Here is a 19,395-nt window from a genome sequence, read left to right on the forward strand (position 1 = left end):
TCATGAAATTTTTTCAATTTGTGATTTTAATAGGCCGACTTGCGGCCCGATGACGACTTGTAAATTATGCTCATCGAGAATCACAACTCCAAGAGCGCCACATTCTTCTTTCAAGATTTTTTCGTCTACTTTGTCCATTACATCCACGACGAGACGAAGGCGGGTTACACAATTATCCAATGATTGGATGTTTTCTTTACCACCTAGGGCAGATAATACTTTTTGGGCATTGTAGCTTGTTCCTTTCGTAATAGCAGAATCATTGGCAGGGTCATCACTCATCTTTTCCCGTCCCGGAGTTTTAAATTGAATTTTACTATCGCATAGCGGAAAATCATATAATAGAGCCCGAACCAAATCGGTCCAATGACAAGAACAAGATACCATTTTGTAGCGAATCCCTGCATGATACCAAAAATTAAGAAATCGAGTAAACCGCCGTCTGTATTCCCGATGGTCACGCCCAGTAACGCCATAATCATAAATCCTAAACCGGTCATAATGGCGTGAATTAAGAACAAAGCGGGGGCTACAAACAAGAATAAAAATTCAATAGGTTCTGTAATACCTGTAACAGCAGTGGCAATCACTCCTGATATTAATAACCCCTTAATTTTCGTACGGTTTTCGATCCGAGCCGTATGATATATGGCTAATGCAACGCCTGGCAACCCGAACATGAAAGTGGGCATTTTACCTTGTGATAAAAAAGCCGTTGCAGCAGGGCTGATTGCACTTCCACTTTGTAATTGGGCATAGAATATATTCAATGCTCCCGAAATCGTTTTACCATTGACAACTTCTGTCCCGCCAGCTTCCGTGAAGCGGATCATCGCGACCAGGATATGGTGCAGGCCAAAAGGAAGTAATAAACGTTCACCGGCACCGAATAAAAACGGGCCAAACATGCCTGATTTATTAATGATGGTACCGATGAAAGCGATGGCTGTGGCGAAAATGGGCCAAATCATTGGAAGAAGCAGACCCACAATCGACAATGTGAATGCGGTAACTATAGGGACAAACCGTGCTCCTCCGAAAAAGGCAAAAGCGTCCGGCAATTTAATTTCATAGAAACGATTATGTAATAAATACACGGTAATCCCAGCAATGATGCCCCCCAGTACACCTGTTTCTATGGTTTGGATCCCCATTACCATTCCTTGGCCAGCTTGGCGCAATTGTTCAGGATTTGCTAAAGTTCCCGTTTCAGTTAAATAGAAATTGATGGCTAAGTTCATGATTACATATCCAGTAAAGCCTGAGAAAGCAGCTACACCTTTTTCATAGCGTACCAGACCCATTGGAATGGCCATTGCGAAAAGTACAGGTAAATAAGTAAAGGCAAAGCCACCTATCGTCGCCAAGAAACTAAAGATGAACTGAAGGAAAGAATTATTCAAAAAGGGAAAGGCTTCGATAGTGGTCGGGCTAGTGAACGAGCTTCCAATTCCTAATATGAGCCCCATGAATGCCAATAAAGCAACCGGCAGCATGAACGTTTTGCCTAGTCCTTGGAAAAACTCCCAAAGCTGTGATTTTAGACGTTTATTCTTTTTCATTATTCTGACTCCTTCCGGCGGATAAACATAACTTTAATATACACTGAGGATCAAAAGTATCAACCGTTGACAGACTAGATGTATGTGTGTACATTTTTTGTATATTCAAACAATTCTGCCCGTTCAAGGAAAAAGACCCGTAAAATGCAGTGGCATTTTCTACGGGTCTTTTAGGAATCTTTATATTTCTCCAGATAGGTTAAAATAATGAAATCCAAAATAATGCTCAAAGGGAAGCGCGAGCTCATATCTAATTCACCATAATAGCGATTCATTACGTGTGCCTGGAAAGATAAATCCACCTCTTGCTGTAACCGATTATTATGTTGTCCTGTGATGGAAATGGTTTTAACGTTGCGCTTTTTTAACAGTGAGGCGTATTCCAATGTGTATATCGTTTCCCCACTATACGAAACCAAGATCGCCAAATCATCTGCACGTAAACTATTGGCAACGCTTCTCAATTCATCCCAATCTTCACGGGCACTGCTTATTTTCCCCGAGAACATTAATTTCCTTGCTGCATCGACACAAGGTGGCAGTGAATTTCCTACACCAAAGAACTCTACATGCTTACTTATATGTATATACTTTGCAGCCTCGATTATTTTTCCTTCATCAATATAATCAATCGTACTTTCAATTTCCTGCTTGAAACGATCAATATGATTACTTAAGGCTTCAGAACGAGAAGAAGCAATATTATGGGTCTCTTTGGTCGTTTCTTTTATGAATGAGTATTTCAAATCTTGAAATCCACGAAAACCTAACTGTTGGCATGTCCTGCTTATGGTTGCCGTGGATACAAAAAGCTTCTTCGCTAATTCATCTAAATTCATATGCACAATTATTTCATGATGATGCAATATGTACTCTAACACGCCCATCTCTAACTGGCTCAATCGTTCCCGCTGCTGGGATAAACGCTTCAGAAAAGCTTGCATGAACTCACCCTCTTTATAAGGAATCAGACCTTATAGTCTATCATAATCGTAAAATAGAAAAGTAGGAAGTTGTAATTTTTATAAGAAGACGATTTAAATGGGTGAAACACTTTAAGGGTTTAATGATAAAGCTTATGGTTGTCCGTTATCCAAATAAAGAGCGGTGCCTGGCAAATGGCAGGCACCGCTTCGTTATCAAATGAAAAAGCAGCTTACATATCGTGGCCGCTATTATGCTTTTGACGGGAATGCTGTCTATTTTTCACCTTATGGGAACCGCTTAACGGAGCAGGTTGACCTGGGTTATTCCCTTTAGGTGCATTTTTTCGAATATCTTTGCCATCATTTTTGTTCATATGCTGATCCCTCCTATATCTTAAGATAAGCAATTCGGGGATTTTTATTCACATACATATATTTGTAACCCTCGTACATCCTATGAGTGATACTAATTAAGGAGCTGAATCACATTGCAGGATAAACAAGATAAACGCAGGGCATTCCAGGAAGCACAGCAAAGTTACCAACAGGTGTTTGATGCATATTCTTCAATCGAAAAGACGGCACCGAATTATGGAACGGAATTGAAGCATGTGAAGCAGGAAGTGAACGAGGCTTACCAGCAAATACAAACTGCCTTGGTTACCGCTTCTGAGCACCAACGGGATCAATTGAAACAATTCGAGCAGGATATTTCTGCAATCGTCCAAGAAGTGAATTCTGAGGACTGATGGATGTCTGATTTGAGGGGTGAAAAGGCTTTTTGAACATGTGATTTTCAAAAAGCCTTCCTTTATTAATGCCTGAAAATTGATATTATTGGTTTTTCTTTCTTTTTTTGTTGTTTTGTCTTTGTTCTTCCGATAATGGCGGTTCATTTCCCAATTCATCATGGTATCCTGTCCCATTACCTTGTGCTTTTGCTGCATTCATCCCTGGTATGACATGATTTGCCTTTTGTTTTGACATTTCGACACCTCCACCAATAGAATGTGATAATGCGGAATGATTATGTATGTTTGCCTAATATGTTTTGTTGGAATAATTTCTCAGCTTGTATATGGGGTTTTTTTCACCAATTGGAAGGCGGGTAAGGCTCTTAAACGTCACTTTCATATAAAAAGGAATTATTAACATAAGTGAAACTTATCAAAAACAATAACTTTCTTGTTATTTACTTATACTCATTTCTATATTAGTATTAAGTTGAAGGAAGAGTTAGGGTGGGAGAACAGAGAGAAAATTCGACAAACTAACTTTTTTGTTTATATTTATTGGTAAACATGGTTTCAGTGAACCAGGTTTTACTTTCATGTGCAGAATAAGTTGTTCTGACAGTTTAATAGGGGGTAATATTCATGACGAAAAATGACGTGTACCAATCGCGTAAATCCTTCGAAATTGAAGGGAAACGCTACAACTACTACAGCCTAGACGCTATTGAAAAAGCAGGGGATGGCAAAGTTTCACGCCTTCCATATTCCATTAAAGTATTACTTGAGGCAGTTCTGCGCCAAGTGGACGGAAGAGTTATCACAAAAGAACATGTTGCGAACCTTGCTAAATGGGGAACAAGCGAGCAACAAGATATAGATGTACCTTTCAAGCCTTCACGTGTCATCCTTCAAGATTTCACGGGTGTGCCGGTTGTTGTAGATTTAGCTTCTCTACGTAATGCCTTCGCGGCCCTTGGTGGAGATCCAGACAAAATCAACCCGGAAATTCCAGTTGACCTTGTAATCGACCACTCAGTCCAAGTTGATAAAGCAGGTACTATGGATTCCCTTGATGCCAATATGGATCTTGAATTCGAACGTAATGCAGAGCGTTACCAGTTCCTAAGCTGGGCTCAAAAATCATTCAACAACTACCGTGCGGTTCCGCCAGCGACTGGTATCGTTCACCAAGTTAACCTTGAGTACCTTGCGAACGTAGTACACGCAGTTGAAACTCCAAACGGCGACTTCGAAGTATTCCCTGATTCTGTATTCGGTACGGATTCACATACGACAATGATCAACGGTATCGGTGTTCTTGGTTGGGGCGTCGGCGGTATCGAAGCTGAAGCAGGCATGCTTGGACAGCCATCATACTTCCCAGTTCCAAAAGTGGTTGGTGTTAAGCTAACTGGCCAACTTCCTAAAGGAACGACAGCTACTGACCTTGCTTTGAAAGTAACGCAAGTTCTTCGTGCACACGGCGTAGTTGGTAAATTCGTTGAGTTCTACGGCCCAGGAGTAGGATACCTTCCGCTTGCTGACCGTGCAACAATCGCTAACATGGCTCCTGAATACGGTGCTACAGTCGGTTTCTTCCCAGTTGATGCAGAAGCGATCGATTACATGCGCTTAACAGGCCGTGATGAAAAACAAATCCAAGTGGTTGAATCTTACTGCAAAGAAAACGGCTTGTTCTATGCTCCTGAAAACGAAGATCCAGCATACAACGATGTAGTGGAAATCGATCTTTCAGCAATCGAACCAAACCTTTCAGGCCCTAAACGCCCGCAAGATTTGATTCCGCTTTCTCAAATGAAGAAATCTTTCCATGATGCCATCAATGCACCAATGGGTAACCAAGGCTTCGGCATGGACAATTCCGAATTGGATAAAGAAGTGACTGTTAAATTCGCCGATGGCAAAGAATCGGTCATGAAAACTGGTGCGATCGCAATTGCTGCAATCACGAGCTGTACAAATACTTCAAATCCATACGTAATGCTTGGAGCAGGTCTGATCGCTAAAAAAGCGGTTGAAAAAGGCTTGACAGTTCCGGATTATGTAAAAACATCATTGGCACCAGGCTCTAAAGTTGTTACTGGTTACCTTCGTGATGCAGGTCTTCAACCATACCTTGATCAATTAGGATTCAACGTAGTCGGTTATGGCTGTACAACATGTATCGGTAACTCAGGTCCATTAGCGGACGAAATTGAAGCAGCTGTTGCTGAAGCCGATCTTCTGGTAACTTCAGTACTTTCAGGTAACCGTAACTTCGAAGGCCGTATCCATCCGCTTGTGAAAGCAAACTACCTTGCTTCTCCAACTTTAGTTGTGGCATATGCCCTTGCAGGTACTGTGGACTTCGATCTTAACAATGATTCACTTGGTAAAGATAAAGATGGCAACGATGTATACCTTGCTGATATCTGGCCATCACAAGAAGAAGTAAACGCTGCTGTTAAAGCAACGGTTACACCGGAATTATTCCGTAAAGAATACGAAACAGTATTCAACGATAACAAACGTTGGAATGAAATCCAAACAAGCAACGAAGCGATTTACGCTTTCGATTCCAAATCAACATACATTCAAAATCCTCCGTTCTTTGAAGGATTATCACCAGAACCAGGTTCAGTTAACCCGCTTTCTGGCTTGCGCGTTGTAGGTAAATTCGGTGATTCAGTAACTACTGACCACATTTCTCCTGCAGGTGCAATCGGTAAAGATACACCAGCTGGTATCTACCTTCGTGAAAACGGTGTGAAACCGCGTGACTTTAACTCTTACGGTTCTCGTCGCGGTAACCACGAAGCAATGATGCGCGGAACATTCGCAAACATCCGTATCCGTAACCAAGTGGCTCCAGGTACAGAAGGCGGATTCACGACTTACTGGCCGACAGGCGATGTAATGGCTATCTATGATGCTTGCATGAAATACAAAGCTGATGGAACAGGTCTTGCCGTTATCGCTGGTAAAGACTACGGTATGGGAAGCTCTCGTGACTGGGCTGCAAAAGGCACGAACCTTCTTGGCATCAAAACGGTCATCGCTGAAAGCTTTGAACGTATTCACCGTTCTAACCTTGCATTGATGGGTGTTCTTCCTCTTCAATTCAAAGAAGGCGAAAACGCTGAAACGCTTGGATTGACTGGTAAAGAAGCGATTGCTGTTAAAATCGACGAAACCGTTAAACCGCGTGATATCGTAACCGTTACAGCTACTGATGAAGCTGGAAACGTGAAAGAATTTGATGTACTTGTTCGTTTCGACTCAGAAATCGAAATCGACTACTACCGTCATGGCGGTATCCTTCAAATGGTACTGCGCAATAAATTAAAAGGCTAATTCGGCCCTTTTGGAATCGGTAAACCTAGAATCTAGGTTTACCGATTCTTTTTTTGTGTCAAGATTATGAAGGCGGGCGAATAACATGAAACGAATACAGGGGTTTCACTATTCCCCATGTCTTTTTATTGTTAAAATGAAAAAGGGAAGTTGTTCTATTTCTGGAAATGGCTTAATAACTTTATTGTATTGGGACTAGGGGGACAAAAGTGTATGCTTAAAAAAATTATCGCCTCAGTGCTCTTACTGTCACTGATTGGAATTGCGATTGTACAAGCGATGGATAATGAACCAAACAACCATGGGAAAAAGGATTCATTGGGCGGTTTGAAAATAGGAGCTAAAGCGCCCAATTTCACCTTGGAGACCTTGGATGGAAAACAAGTTGAATTGGCTGATTATAAAGGGAAAAAGGTTATGCTGAATTTTTGGGCAACGTGGTGCCCGCCCTGCAAAAAAGAAATGCCGGATATGGAGCAATATACGAAGCAAGCAGGTGATGATGCCATCGTTCTTGCAGTCAATATAGACCCTGAAAACGATGTACGGTCATTTGTGAAGGAAAATAAAATCACCTTCACCATACCTCTTGATAGCAACAGTGCAAAAAATCCAGTGAATGAGCAGTATAAAGTGCTAAGCATTCCGACTACATATTTCATCGACAAGAAAGGCAAGATCAGTCACAAAGTGATATCAGCCATGCAGCTTAAAGATATGGAACGATACATGAATAGCATGCAGTAGCGGGACCTTTAAAGGTTCCGTTTTTTTCGTTGAATGATTGCTTGTTAACAAAGTTGTCAAAAATTAAAAATAATATTGTTAAAATTCAAAATTTTTGGTTAATAAAGATAAGAAAAGGGTTAAAGTATAAAGAGGGGCAAAGTAAGGAATGATTGATGCTATTAAAAGTCAGATAATTATGACAATTTATTGTTGTAAAACCATATAGTCATAATTTTACGTTAATTTGGCAATGCTGAATCATATACTAAAAAAAGTAGGTGAAAACATGAAAAAAAGAAAAAGAACATTTGAAGAATTGATCAAAGAAAACAAAAGGGAATTAATGATGGACCTTAAACAAATGGAAAGACTAGAGGAACGCCTTGAAAAAAAACATATGCAAAAAGCTGAGTAACCAAGAGGGTTCATTAGCTAAATATGAGTCAGTACGTTGTCTTCAATCGTGCTGGCTTTTTATTTTGCGCTTTTCAAAATCTGGCACTCATGAATTGCTTCCTTTTCACCCATTATAATAGAAGGAGGCGATAAAATGAGTAATCCAAAAAAAGATTCCAAACACTTTAGACCAAGCCATCTTGGAACACAGCCAAGGGAAGCTGGAAGCAATAACGGTAAGCAAATGCAGGATAAATCCGGGAAGCATGCCCAGGTGATTCAGACAAAAGGCGAATGACGAAGGATTAGCGCGAATTGATAATATTATTATGTAAACCATTTTTTTGATTAGGGGTGAAAACCAATGGATTCATTCAAACATAATCAGGATAACCGTTTGGATAATGTAGAGAAACTTCAGGACGCGATTCACAATACGGAACAGAACATGACAGCGGCGAATGATGCGACATCCTTTTCATCAGCTGAGGACAAAATGGCGATTACAGCCAAAAACGAGCGAAGAAAAGCGAGCATTGAAGCGATGAAGCAAGAAGTACAAGATGAGCAAGAAGCACGGGAGAACGGCTACAGTACCGATAATATTTAGTTTATGGATGATGGGGAAGAAAGAAGCATGATTGCTTTCTTCCCCATTTTTTCATGAGAGCTGAAGCCTGCTTAAATGAAATGAGAACGGTTGTTATGGTAATATGTTTATATTGCAAAAATGAAAGTGGGGAACAAAAATGTTCATAGCTGAAAATGATATTGAAGTGAGGTATGCAGAGACAGACCAGATGGGTGTTGTTTACCATGCCAATTATTTAATATGGATGGAACTGGGCAGGACAAAATTAATCGAAGATTTAGGATTTCGTTATGCCGATATGGAGGCGGTTGGGATCCTATCCCCTGTCATGGACATACAGGCTTCATACAAATCGCCTATACGATATGGTGATAAAGTAAAGGTGAGGACCTGGATTGATATGTATGACGGGTTACGGGTCGTGTATAATTATGAAATCGTCAATGGTAAAGGGGAAGTGGCGGCTACTGGCCATTCTTCACATGTTTGCGTGAAAAAGGACAGCTTCCGTCCGATATCGATTAAACGTATGTTTCCTGATTGGCATGAGGCCTATGAAAAAAATAAAAAGCAGAATGAGCTGGTTTAATTAATCGAGGTGTATAGACATGGCTTTCGGCATTAAACGGAAAGATGTAGTGGAGTGGAAACAGCGGATCGATCAAGGCGAAATCGCTTTTTTAACTCATTATTGGCTGGACGACCGTTTTCCTGGCTGCAAGACGGTTACAAAAGTCGGCAGTAAAGATTTAGGCCGATTATCTGAATGGGGTAAGCAATACGGACTGAAAAAAGAGTGGATCCATCACCGCAAGGATGGCTATTCTCATTATGACCTCCTGGGCGACAAACAAAGGGATATCCTCAAAGCGGAAGGGATTTCTGTAGTGCTTCTCGATGAATAGAAAAGAAGAGGCAACAGCAGTTTGCACCGCTGCTGCATGGTCATGCGCTCTTATCATAATGAAATTCAGGCTCAGTCAGCTTTTCGTTGAAGGTAATCCGCAGATCATGGCCATCGAAGTACCAAATATCTTTTTCTTCAACATAGAAATGAACATTATTCGTCGATGATACGGCTGCCGCATTTTCAGGAGCTTCTTGCATGATGCCCAATGAAAAGCCGCTTTGGACGGAACTGTGTCCGCCATATCTTACATAAAAGCGCAAATGTGAGCCTTCCTGGAGCTCCAATTCATCCGCATACCACTTGGCTGCTTGATCGGAAATGGTCAGTTTCATAGTCATTCTCCTTCCTTGAGGTTCGTTATTTAAGTATAAAGTAATTATGAAGTAGATGCGAATAATGTGCGTTTTAGAAAGGAAATACAATGGAGATCATTTATACAATTTGTTTCATTACCCGTAAAACGAACAATAAAGCTGAAGTGTTGATGCTATTCCGCAAGAAAGATCCCAATCGGGGGAAATGGAATGGCATTGGAGGGAAAATCGAGGAAGGTGAGACGGTCCGTGAATCGATGGAACGGGAAATTTTTGAAGAAACTGGTTTGAAGGTCAAGCGATTGACCTATAGGGGAATCGTGACATGGAATGAGACGGGCGGAATGTATGTGTACCGCGCTGAAGATACAGGGGGAAGTGTTGGGCCATGTGATGAAGGAGAATTGGCTTGGAAGCCTTATCAATGGATCATGGAGGCAGCTGAAGTCGTATCCAACATCAAGCACTATCTTAGTGAGGTATTGGATGCCTCACCTCCGCAAGAATTTGCCTGCATCTATGAAAAGGATCACTTCGTTTCCATGAAAAAGAAGGAACTGCCTCCTTTCGCAAAAGAATCGGTTTTAACCAATTGAAGACCGCCAATGGGCGGTTTTTTATTTGGTTTTTATAAACAAGACTATTCAATTTTAATAGGTAGTAAAGAAATCAGAATATTGTTATATTAAAAAGAAAGTCAAAGAATATGCGGTTTCGTGAGGGGGGAATGCGTCGCTATATATGAAGAATATATAGTTTTCGACCTACCTATTTAAGTATCTTATTTAGAGGGGGCTGCCGAATTTGCGAAAAGCGGAGCTATTAAAAGGAAGTACGGAGATGGTATTGCTTTCGTTGCTGGCTCAGAAGGATATGTACGGCTATGAAATGATCGAACAGCTCAAACAGCTGAGTGATGGTTATTTGCAATATAAAGAAGGCATGCTTTACCCTGCATTAAAAAGGCTGGAAGAGAAGGAGTATTTAAAAAGCTATTGGAGGGATTCCTTTGAAGGGCCGAAAAGGAAATACTATTATGCGACCAAATCGGGCCTCAGCCAATTTCAAGGGCAGTGGGAAGAATGGAACGCCTTTCAGCAGGTGATCCGGAAGGTGATCACGCACACATCTGAGCGCACACAAAAATAGCTGCAGGCTTCTGCAGCTATTTTCTCTTTTCGTTTTCGATTGCTTCAGCCTCGGCAAGCTTTTTCAGCAAGATGGGTGTGGGCATATGCATGATTTGCTCCAAGGGCAAATTGAGGGATTTGGATAATTTCAATGCAGTTTCCGGTGAAATTTGCAGTGGCTTCATGACGGATTCTCCTTAATGGTAAGCGTAATTAGTTCCAGTTTAGCCTCTATGCAACAATTAATCAATCTTTACTTAGCTGTATAGGCTTCTCGAAACAATATCTTTAAATAAGATGTTAGGTAAAAAGATCCTTGTGATTGCAGGTTTAAATAAGGATGGGCATTTTCATAATAGTGAAGCAGGAAAAAGCAAGTGATACGGTCGGAATATTGGATGCAGGATCAGATGGGACTTCAGGTCATGATTGCTGAAGAAGGGAAGGAGCGCAGGCAAATCCTGACCGGAAAAGGACAGAACCTGATTATATGTCGAGGAAAAACCAATCCTTCCACAGCATCAACGAGGCTGTAAAACGAGTGCAGGAGATAGCTATTATGAAGGAAGTGGCTGGATCTGTCCAAAGGGTCAGGGAGGTCGTTTAGGCAGGAGGCAAAGAAGCGGTTTTAACCGGAAAGTCTTTCAATGAAATCATTGGCGTGATCGAAGGGAATATTACCGATTCAAAGGAAATGGAATGGACCATTCAACGTTTGATATCGGTCATCCAGAAAATGAGGGACTTTTCGGAAAAGGTATCCAGTCAAGCCGGTGCACTGAATAATACGGCACATGCATTGTAGAATGGAAATGGACCTGTGGGACCTGGCCCATTCCCATCCTGAAAATCGCTTATAACCATTTGACTTTTGGTTCAGTTTTATCAATAATTCGTTTAATGTTCGCCCGGTGCCGGTAGAAAATGAAGATCATAAAAACGCCGATCACTGTAATGAGGGCCCAATCACCTGCATGAAACACCAAACTATAGATAAACGCAAGAAGGGAGGCGATCATGGACGAAAGTGATACGTATTTGGAAATGTATAGGGATATAAAGAAAATGATGACGGCAATGAGAAAAAATAATGGTTCATAAGCAAGAATGACACCAGCTGAAGTCGCAACCGCTTTCCCGCCCCTAAAGTTTGCAAAAACGGGAAACATATGGCCGATGACGGCAATTACGCCGATAAGCATCTCATTTATATTTATATCAGCACTAAGCAAAAACGGGAGTGAAGTTGCAAGGGTCCCTTTAAGGATATCCATGATGGTGACGGTAAGCCCTGCCTTGACACCCAATGTCCGGAAGGTATTTGTCCCGCCAAGATTTTTACTGCCATGCTCCCGAATGTCGATTTTGTAAAACGTTTTGCCGATAATTAAACCGGATGGGATCGATCCAATCAAGTAGGCGGACAGTATAATGATAAATGTAAGCATTCTATGACCCTTTCTTTAAGAAAAATCTTCTTATTTATTCATGTTTAAGAGGCTGATTGTCACCATATTTGAAAAAAATAGCCAAAAACAGCGTTAAACTGCATGATAAGCATCTCTTATTGTAACATTTTCGTGACAAAATGGTACGGCTGTCCGAAAAAAATCTATTGAAAAATGAATTTTACTTGATGAATATGCACTTTTTAATATAGGTTTAAGTTGTAGCAGGGCAAAAGGTTTAGGATTTCTTATTTTCGTATATATAAAATGGAGCCTGTTTGTATAAAGCCTAACAATACGTGGCAGGCTGGTTGAACAGAAAGGGCGGCAAGGGAGCCATGCCTTTTCGAAACATATTTTTTCTTGTATAATTGTTTTTCTTAATAATGGGAAATAATCAGCTTGCCATTGCAAAATATCCTTGTTAAGTATACTTTTTATGCAATATAACATTTTATAAATAGAGGGGATTGGTAAGAATGATAGAAAATCCAAGCAGAGCGGAAATGGGCCAAATGCTAAAAAAAGCGAAGCGGATCGCTGTAGTCGGTTTATCGAATAACCCCGAGCGGACGTCTTATATGGTATCCAAGGCGATGCAGGACAGCGGATATGAGATCATCCCGGTTAACCCTTCCGTATCCGAAGTGTTGGGCGTCAAGGCCGTGAAAGCCCTCAAAGATATTGAAGGCCATGTCGATATCGTCAATGTGTTTCGCCGTTCGGAATTCCTCCCGGAGATTGCCAAAGAGTTTGCCGACATTGATGCTGATATCTTTTGGGCTCAGCTGGGTGTGGAAAACGAGGAAGCCTATAATTTCTTGAAGGAAAAGGGTTATACTGTCATCATGGATCGATGCATTAAAGTCGAACACGCCCTGACGAAGTAAAGTCAAAAGAGCGGACATCCGCTCTTTTTAGGATGTTGCTTGAGAGTCTCAACCATGGCCAAAGCCGCGGGATATCCAGGGGATTTAACAACATTTTGATCAAAATAGTAAAAGTATATTTGCCAAATGAAAAATTACCGCTACAATTAGAACGGTAGCTATGATACGTTTTCAAGCGAAAAGTTCCAGGCAAATGGGCTAACGCTAATAAAAGGGACAAAAAAATAGAACACTTGTTCTTTTCTCGTGAAAGTATTATACTTTTTATATGAATAGTAACGTATGTGAAAAATTGTTAAAGCTAGTGAGTCATTTCATTGCAGTATGATTTGGCCCGGAAATTGTGTTTAGTAAGGAAAGGGGAATTTCTGTGGCAAAAAAGGTAAAAGCAATCGAGTACAATGATGATGCAATTCAGGTACTGGAAGGACTCGAAGCGGTCAGAAAACGTCCCGGTATGTATATCGGCAGTACTGATGCACGCGGACTTCATCATTTAGTGTACGAGATTGTAGATAACTCCGTAGATGAGGCTTTGGCTGGTTATGGAGACCAAATTAGTGTGAAAATACATAAAGATAACAGTGTAAGTGTAACGGATAGGGGCCGCGGGATGCCTACGGGTATGCATAAATTGGGTAAACCGACGCCTGAAGTCATTTTGACGATCCTCCATGCAGGGGGGAAATTCGGACAAGGTGGATATAAAACGAGCGGAGGCCTTCACGGTGTGGGTGCTTCAGTCGTTAATGCGCTGTCTGAATGGCTTGTCGTGACGATCAAAAGGGACGGGTTCATATACGAACAACGGTTTTTCAATGGAGGCAAGCCTGAAACGACCTTGGAGAAACTCGGTAAAACGAATCAAACGGGAACGAAGATTCACTTCAAGCCCGATCCAAAGATATTTTCGGTGACCACCTTCAATTACGATATCCTATGTGAACGTCTCCGTGAATCAGCGTTTCTATTAAAGGGCATGAAGATAGAATTGACGGATGAACGCAACGACCGAAATGAAACCTTCCATTATGAAAATGGAATCGAAGCATTTGTGGATTACTTAAATGAGGAAAAAGAGACCCTTCATGGTGTTGTTAGCCTGGAAGGGGAGCAAAATGGGATAGAAGTTGAACTTGCCTTTCAATTCAACGATGGCTACTCAGAGAATATTTTAAGCTTCGTCAATAATGTTCGTACAAAAGACGGCGGCACCCATGAAATCGGCGCAAAAACGGCCATGACCAGGGCATTTAATGATTATGCGAGAAAAATGGGGCTATTGAAGGAAAAAGATAAAAACCTCGAAGGTACCGATATACGTGAAGGCTTGTCATCGATTATCTCTGTCCGCATTCCGGAAGAACTGCTTCAATTCGAAGGGCAGACCAAGAGCAAGCTTGGCACCAGCGAGGCGCGCTCTGCAGTCGATTCCATCGTGTCAGAGCACTTAGCCTACTTTTTTGAAGAAGATCCGACCACGAGTACCTTGTTGGTTAAAAAATCGATTAAAGCGTTCCAGGCACGCGAAGCGGCCCGCAAAGCAAGGGAGGATGCAAGGAGCGGAAAGAAACGAAAAAAATCCGATGCCATCCTATCTGGTAAGCTGACGCCGGCTCAATCGAAAAATCCCGAACGTAATGAATTGTACCTTGTGGAAGGGGACTCTGCCGGAGGATCCGCAAAGCAAGGGCGGGATCGCCGTTTTCAGGCGGTTTTGCCTTTAAGGGGTAAAGTCATCAATACGGAAAAGGCCAAACTGGCTGATATTTTTAAGAACGAAGAAATCAATACGATCATCCACGCCATTGGCGGAGGGGTCGGGGCCGAGTTCAATACGCCGGACACCAATTACGATAAAGTGATCATCATGACCGATGCCGATACGGATGGTGCCCATATCCAAGTGCTTCTTCTGACTTTCTTTTACCGTTATATGAAACCATTGATAGAGTCAGGGAAGGTTTATATTGCCCTGCCGCCATTATATAAAGTGAGTAAAGGGACCGGGAAGAAAGAAGTGATTGAATATGCCTGGAGTGACGAGGAGCTTCAGGGAGCGATAGACAAAGTGGGGAAAGGCTATATGATTCAGCGTTATAAAGGGCTTGGAGAGATGAATGCCGATCAATTATGGGATACCACGATGAACCCGGAGACAAGGACGCTGATCCGTGTGAAAATCGATGATGGGGCCCGTGCGGAAAGACGAGTGACGACATTAATGGGAGACAAGGTTGAACCGCGCCGCAAATGGATTGAAGCAAATGTCGCTTTTGGTCTCGAGGAAGAATCGAATATTTTAGATAATGAAAATATGTCGATTGAAGAGGAGGTCAATAACGATGGTATTTGAAGAAACGTTTCGCGATTTGCCGCTTGAAGAGGTCATCGGAGATCGCTTCGGGCGCTATAGTAAATACATTATCCAGGATCGGGCCCTTCCCGATGCCAGGGACGGCTTAAAACCGGTACAGCGCAGGATCTTGTATGCGATGCATGTGGAAGGAAATACACAGGAAAAAGGATTCAGGAAATCTGCAAAAACGGTCGGTAATGTCATTGGTAACTATCATCCCCATGGGGATTCATCTGTATATGAGGCGATGGTAAGGATGAGCCAAGACTGGAAGCTGCGGAAAGTCATGGTCCAAATGCACGGAAACAATGGTAGCATCGATGGCGACCCGCCTGCTGCGATGCGGTATACGGAAGCCAGGCTTTCATCGATTGCTTCGGAGATGTTACGTGATATTGAAAAACGGACGGTCGACTTCGTGCCGAACTTTGATGATACTTCGGAAGAGCCGATCGTGTTGCCTGCGATGTTCCCGAACTTGCTCGTAAACGGTTCCACTGGGATCTCAGCCGGATATGCCACGGAAATTCCGCCGCATCAAATAGGAGAGGTCATCGATGCCGCCATCATGCGGATCGATAAGCCTGAAGCGACCGTCGCGGATTTAATGACGGTCATCAAGGGACCGGATTTCCCTACTGGCGGAATCATACAAGGCATCGAAGGCATTCGCAAAGCCTATGAAACAGGCAAAGGAAAAATCATCATTCGCGGTCTGGCGGACGTGGAAACGATTCGTGGCGGCAAACAGCAAATCGTCATCACCGAAATCCCATATGAAGTCAATAAAGCGAACCTGGTCAAGAAGATGGATGAGTTCCGTCTAGACCGGAAAGTGGAAGGCATCGCCGAAGTAAGGGATGAAACGGACCGGACCGGACTGCGCATCGTCATCGAATTGAAGAAAGAAGCGGATGCAAACGGTGTCCTGCATTACTTATACAAGAATTCCGATCTTCAAATTGCCTATAACTTCAATATGGTCGCGATATATAAAAAACGGCCGACTTTGATGAGCCTTCCAAAAATGCTCGATGCGTATATCGATCACCGTAAAGAGGTAATCGTGAACCGTTCCCGTTATGAGCTGCAAAAGGCGCATGACCGGGCGCATATCGTCGATGGCTTAGTGAAGGCCCTGTCGATATTGGATGAAGTCATTGCCGTTATCCGTGCTTCCAAAGACAAACGCAATGCCAAAGATAACCTGATCGCCCAATTCGCGTTTACGGAAGCGCAAGCCGAAGCCATCGTATCTTTACAGTTATATAGACTGACAAACACGGATATTACGGCACTTGAGGCAGAAGCAGCGGAATTGAAAAACAGGATTGAGGAATTGACGAAGATCCTTGGCAGCGAAAAGGTGCTTCTTCAAGTCATAAAAAAAGAACTTCGGTTCATTAAAAAAGGCTATGATGACGGAAGACGTTCGAAAATCGAAAAGGAAATAGAGGAAATCAAAATTAATCTTGAAGTCTTGATCGCAAGTGAAGACGTAATGGTGACCGTGACGAAAGAAGGCTATGTGAAACGGACATCATTACGGTCATATGCGGCATCGGGCGGTCTTGATTTTGGCATGAAGGATTCCGATCGCTTGCTTCAGCGCCTGGAAATGAATACAACGGATGTCCTGTTGCTGTTCACATCCAAAGGGAACTTTCTCTATTGTCCAGTTCATCAGCTTCCTGATATTCGCTGGAAGGAAACCGGCCAGCATATCGCGAACATCATTCCGATCGATAGGGAAGAGCAGATCATAAAAGCAATTCCAATCAAGGACTTTACCCTTCCTCAATTCCTGGTGTTCATCACGAAAAACGGGATGGTGAAAAAGACGGAACTTGCTGCTTATAAAGCCCAACGTCATTCTAAACCATTGGTCGGCATCAATTTAAAAGGCGATGATGAACTGGTCGATGTTCATCATACCGATGGTCAGGAAGATCTTTTCCTTGTCACCCATAACGGTTATAGTTTATGGTTCGATGAAGAAGAGGTGAGTATCGTCGGTGTCCGTGCAGCGGGTGTAAAAGGGATTAATTTGAAAGAAGATGACTATGTTATCGGCGGCAAGATGTTAACCAAGGATAGCAAAGAATCGATCCTAATCGTTACCCAGCGCGGCGCCATCAAGAAAATGAAATTAACCGAGTTTGAAAAAACGAGCCGGGCAAAACGCGGTGTCGTGGTATTAAGGGAATTGAAATCGAATCCCCACCGGGTCATCGGATTTACTACGGTCAATAAAACCGACAGTTTGTTCATTCTTTCGGAAAAGGGAACGGTTGAAACCGTTCATGCGGCCTCATTAAAAAATCACGATCGCTACACGAATGGATCTTTTGTTTTTGATGAAACGGTCAGTGGGAAGGCGAAAGAACTATGGAAAATATCATTGGAAGATGAAACCTCCATGGAGGAGTGATTCATCTTTTCTGACGGGATGCTGGATAAATCAGCATCCCGCAGTTTGTAGACAAAAGGGGTTCGGAATTAAAAAATTCCGAACCCCTTTTGAAATTCCTTTGAAATTTTGACCAAAGGTTACGAGATTTGGGCTCTTCGAGCCACTATGTTAAGCCGTTTTAGGACCTTGCCATGTCCAAGTGGCCATCTTCTTTACATTCATGGCAGCGAAAGTAAGCATCGCCTGCATCGACAATTTTTTAAGTCCCCTTAAAGTAGTCCAACGCATACCATGCTTTTCTTTTGCATCTGCGAATACACGCTCAATCGTTTCTTTGCGTTTCGCATATATAGGTTTTACCTCTTGATGATGCGCAGATGATCTGCTTCTTCCACATATGCTTGCCAGATATGCCGTGTCACTACTTTTTGATGGTCTTTGCTTTCCGTACACCGTGATAAAAATGAGCATGTTGCACAAATTTGTTTGGGCGATTTGTACTCGCGATAGCCCTCTTTATTTGTTGTTGAGTACTTTAAAGTTTCTCCCGAAGGGCAAAGGTAACAATCAAAGTGTTCATCGTAAACATAGTCATGTTTGCGAAAGAATCCTTCTTTTGTACGAGGACGTGTATAGGGTAAAGCAGGTGTGATTTCTTTGTTAAATAGGTAGCTTGTAATCGCTGGTGTTTTATAAGCTGCATCTGCGGCAACTGCTTCTGGTTTTCCAACTTTCTCAATCACTTGCTCAACAAGTGGCTCCAAAATATGACTGTCATGTGTATTACCAGGTGTTACAATCGTTCCCAATACAAAACCGTTGCCGTCTGCGGCCGCATGGAATGAATAGGCAAACTGTTTTGTTCGTTCATCTTTCACATAGTAGCCACTCTCAGGATCCGTAGTACTTTCTTTAATTGCTTTGGTTTCTTCCTTATCAAATTTATCTGGTGGAAAAGGCTTCTTTCCATGGTTTTCACGATCTTGATTGATTTCTTCTTGAAGACGTCCTTGATACGCTCGTGTTTCTTTACGAACGATTTTCTTTTCAAATTTCCGTTTATTCGCACTGGCTTTCACATGGGTGGAATCCACGAAAACGTGTTCTACACTTATTACCTTTTTATTAGCAGCTGTCATTAAAATGCGACAGAAAATCTGTTCAAACAGGTCTGTATCTTTAAAGCGTCGCTCATAATTTTTTCCGAACGTAGAGAAATGAGGTACTTTATCATGGAAACCATAGCCTAAGAACCAACGGTAAGCCATATTGGTTTCAACTTCTTCAATCGTTTTACGCATGGAACGAATACCGAAGGTATATTGAATGAAAGTCAGTTTAACTAAAATAACTGGATCAATACTTGGGCGTCCTACCTCTGAGTACATATCTTTCACCAAGTCATAAATGAAAGTGAAGTCAATGGCAGCCTCCATTTTACGAACCAAATGGTTCGGTGGCACCAGTTGATCTAAAGTAATCATTTCAAGTTGATCTCGCTGAATAGAATCATGTTTAGAAAGCATCCTCATCACCTCAAGTTTTAATCCTTCAATTTTAAAACAAAAATGACTCCAGTCAAAAGTGTTCTATCTAAAAGGTAAGACAAAGTTGATTGGAGCGGGTGTTCGAGACTCC

General features: G+C 42.1%; 22 protein-coding genes and 1 pseudogene. 14 read left to right on the forward strand and 9 right to left on the reverse strand.

Translation table 11 applies throughout. The features are described from left to right. The 4 genes from MHI53_RS11075 to MHI53_RS11090 all read right to left on the reverse strand — a co-directional run bounded on the left by MHI53_RS11075 (position 1) and on the right by MHI53_RS11090 (position 2,862). A complete protein-coding gene (locus MHI53_RS11075; protein ID WP_340373492.1) occupies positions 1-282 on the reverse strand; it encodes a glucose PTS transporter subunit EIIB in 282 nt (93 codons plus the stop codon). Further along, positions 279-1,562: a maltose/glucose-specific PTS transporter subunit IIBC gene (malX, locus tag MHI53_RS11080; protein WP_340373493.1), complete on the reverse strand. Its 1,284-nt coding sequence runs from the start codon at positions 1,560-1,562 to the stop codon at positions 279-281. The genes MHI53_RS11075 and malX overlap by 4 nt, the downstream gene beginning before the upstream one ends. A gap of 170 nt (positions 1,563-1,732) precedes the next feature. Then, the gene (locus MHI53_RS11085) at positions 1,733-2,506 is read right to left on the reverse strand and encodes a MurR/RpiR family transcriptional regulator (RefSeq protein WP_061141526.1); all 774 of its coding nucleotides are present in this window, start codon (positions 2,504-2,506) and stop codon (positions 1,733-1,735) included. A 212-nt stretch (positions 2,507-2,718) separates the two neighbouring features. Continuing rightward, positions 2,719-2,862 (reverse strand): small acid-soluble spore protein P, encoded by a 144-nt coding sequence (locus tag MHI53_RS11090; RefSeq protein ID WP_061141525.1) that lies wholly within the window; start codon positions 2,860-2,862, stop codon positions 2,719-2,721. Between the two features lie 114 nt (positions 2,863-2,976). On the opposite strand from MHI53_RS11090, the gene MHI53_RS11095 reads away from it, so the two are divergent. Continuing rightward, positions 2,977-3,237, forward strand: a complete 261-nt coding sequence (locus MHI53_RS11095; protein WP_061141524.1) for a hypothetical protein — start codon at positions 2,977-2,979, stop codon at positions 3,235-3,237. An 85-nt stretch (positions 3,238-3,322) separates the two neighbouring features. Here MHI53_RS11095 and sspO read toward each other — a convergent pair whose 3' ends face one another. Next, the gene (gene sspO / locus MHI53_RS11100; protein ID WP_061141523.1) at positions 3,323-3,475 is read right to left on the reverse strand and encodes a small acid-soluble spore protein O; all 153 of its coding nucleotides are present in this window, start codon (positions 3,473-3,475) and stop codon (positions 3,323-3,325) included. Between the two features lie 389 nt (positions 3,476-3,864). Between sspO and acnA the strand changes: the two genes are divergently transcribed. From acnA to MHI53_RS11135, 7 genes are all read left to right on the forward strand, one after another. After that, on the forward strand, positions 3,865-6,576 hold the full coding sequence (acnA, locus tag MHI53_RS11105) for an aconitate hydratase AcnA (RefSeq protein ID WP_061141522.1): 2,712 nt from the start codon (positions 3,865-3,867) through the stop codon (positions 6,574-6,576). A 213-nt stretch (positions 6,577-6,789) separates the two neighbouring features. After that, positions 6,790-7,323, forward strand: coding sequence for a redoxin domain-containing protein (locus MHI53_RS11110; RefSeq protein ID WP_061141521.1), 534 nt, complete (start codon positions 6,790-6,792; stop codon positions 7,321-7,323). A gap of 268 nt (positions 7,324-7,591) precedes the next feature. Beyond that, entirely contained in the window at positions 7,592-7,720 is a 129-nt protein-coding gene (locus tag MHI53_RS11115) for an FbpB family small basic protein (protein WP_081092343.1), read from the forward strand. Between the two features lie 135 nt (positions 7,721-7,855). Continuing rightward, positions 7,856-7,999, forward strand: a complete 144-nt coding sequence (locus tag MHI53_RS11120) for an acid-soluble spore protein N (RefSeq protein WP_061141520.1) — start codon at positions 7,856-7,858, stop codon at positions 7,997-7,999. A gap of 66 nt (positions 8,000-8,065) precedes the next feature. After that, on the forward strand, positions 8,066-8,311 hold the full coding sequence (gene tlp / locus MHI53_RS11125; RefSeq protein WP_061141519.1) for a small acid-soluble spore protein Tlp: 246 nt from the start codon (positions 8,066-8,068) through the stop codon (positions 8,309-8,311). A 139-nt stretch (positions 8,312-8,450) separates the two neighbouring features. Beyond that, the gene (locus MHI53_RS11130; protein WP_340373494.1) at positions 8,451-8,882 is read left to right on the forward strand and encodes a thioesterase family protein; all 432 of its coding nucleotides are present in this window, start codon (positions 8,451-8,453) and stop codon (positions 8,880-8,882) included. Positions 8,883-8,901: 19 nt separating this feature from the next. Continuing rightward, positions 8,902-9,198 carry a hypothetical protein gene (locus MHI53_RS11135; protein ID WP_061141517.1) on the forward strand — a complete coding sequence of 99 codons (297 nt, stop codon included), beginning with the start codon at positions 8,902-8,904 and terminating at the stop codon, positions 9,196-9,198. Positions 9,199-9,238: 40 nt separating this feature from the next. Here MHI53_RS11135 and MHI53_RS11140 read toward each other — a convergent pair whose 3' ends face one another. After that, on the reverse strand, positions 9,239-9,535 hold the full coding sequence (locus tag MHI53_RS11140; RefSeq protein ID WP_061141516.1) for a HesB/YadR/YfhF family protein: 297 nt from the start codon (positions 9,533-9,535) through the stop codon (positions 9,239-9,241). A gap of 89 nt (positions 9,536-9,624) precedes the next feature. Here MHI53_RS11140 and MHI53_RS11145 point away from each other — a divergent pair, with 89 nt between their 5' ends. Together MHI53_RS11145 and MHI53_RS11150 are read left to right on the forward strand one after the other, a co-directional pair. After that, positions 9,625-10,113: an 8-oxo-dGTP diphosphatase gene (locus MHI53_RS11145; RefSeq protein WP_340373495.1), complete on the forward strand. Its 489-nt coding sequence runs from the start codon at positions 9,625-9,627 to the stop codon at positions 10,111-10,113. Between the two features lie 208 nt (positions 10,114-10,321). Further along, positions 10,322-10,666 (forward strand): PadR family transcriptional regulator, encoded by a 345-nt coding sequence (locus MHI53_RS11150; protein WP_340373496.1) that lies wholly within the window; start codon positions 10,322-10,324, stop codon positions 10,664-10,666. A gap of 16 nt (positions 10,667-10,682) precedes the next feature. Here MHI53_RS11150 and MHI53_RS11155 read toward each other — a convergent pair whose 3' ends face one another. Beyond that, positions 10,683-10,832: a YycC family protein gene (locus MHI53_RS11155; RefSeq protein ID WP_081092342.1), complete on the reverse strand. Its 150-nt coding sequence runs from the start codon at positions 10,830-10,832 to the stop codon at positions 10,683-10,685. A 476-nt stretch (positions 10,833-11,308) separates the two neighbouring features. On the opposite strand from MHI53_RS11155, the gene MHI53_RS11160 reads away from it, so the two are divergent. Then, positions 11,309-11,452: a hypothetical protein gene (locus tag MHI53_RS11160; RefSeq protein WP_155645409.1), complete on the forward strand. Its 144-nt coding sequence runs from the start codon at positions 11,309-11,311 to the stop codon at positions 11,450-11,452. 49 nt (positions 11,453-11,501) lie between these two features. Here MHI53_RS11160 and plsY read toward each other — a convergent pair whose 3' ends face one another. Further along, entirely contained in the window at positions 11,502-12,095 is a 594-nt protein-coding gene (gene plsY, locus MHI53_RS11165; RefSeq protein WP_061141514.1) for a glycerol-3-phosphate 1-O-acyltransferase PlsY, read from the reverse strand. A gap of 479 nt (positions 12,096-12,574) precedes the next feature. On the opposite strand from plsY, the gene MHI53_RS11170 reads away from it, so the two are divergent. From MHI53_RS11170 to parC, 3 genes are all read left to right on the forward strand, one after another. After that, on the forward strand, positions 12,575-12,985 hold the full coding sequence (locus tag MHI53_RS11170; RefSeq protein ID WP_061141513.1) for a CoA-binding protein: 411 nt from the start codon (positions 12,575-12,577) through the stop codon (positions 12,983-12,985). Between the two features lie 370 nt (positions 12,986-13,355). Next, complete coding sequence (gene parE, locus MHI53_RS11175) at positions 13,356-15,341, forward strand: DNA topoisomerase IV subunit B (RefSeq protein WP_340373497.1); 1,986 nt, start codon at positions 13,356-13,358, stop codon at positions 15,339-15,341. Further along, the gene (gene parC / locus MHI53_RS11180) at positions 15,331-17,775 is read left to right on the forward strand and encodes a DNA topoisomerase IV subunit A (RefSeq protein ID WP_340373498.1); all 2,445 of its coding nucleotides are present in this window, start codon (positions 15,331-15,333) and stop codon (positions 17,773-17,775) included. The genes parE and parC overlap by 11 nt, the downstream gene beginning before the upstream one ends. A 150-nt stretch (positions 17,776-17,925) precedes the next feature. Here the strand turns inward: parC and MHI53_RS11185 are convergent. Continuing rightward, positions 17,926-19,283 (reverse strand): annotated as a pseudogene (locus MHI53_RS11185) (IS1182 family transposase). Positions 19,284-19,395 lie beyond the last annotated feature (112 nt).

It is taken from the genome of Peribacillus sp. FSL E2-0218, assembly GCF_037992945.1.
Classification (GTDB): Bacteria; Bacillota; Bacilli; order Bacillales; family DSM-1321; genus Peribacillus; species Peribacillus simplex_B.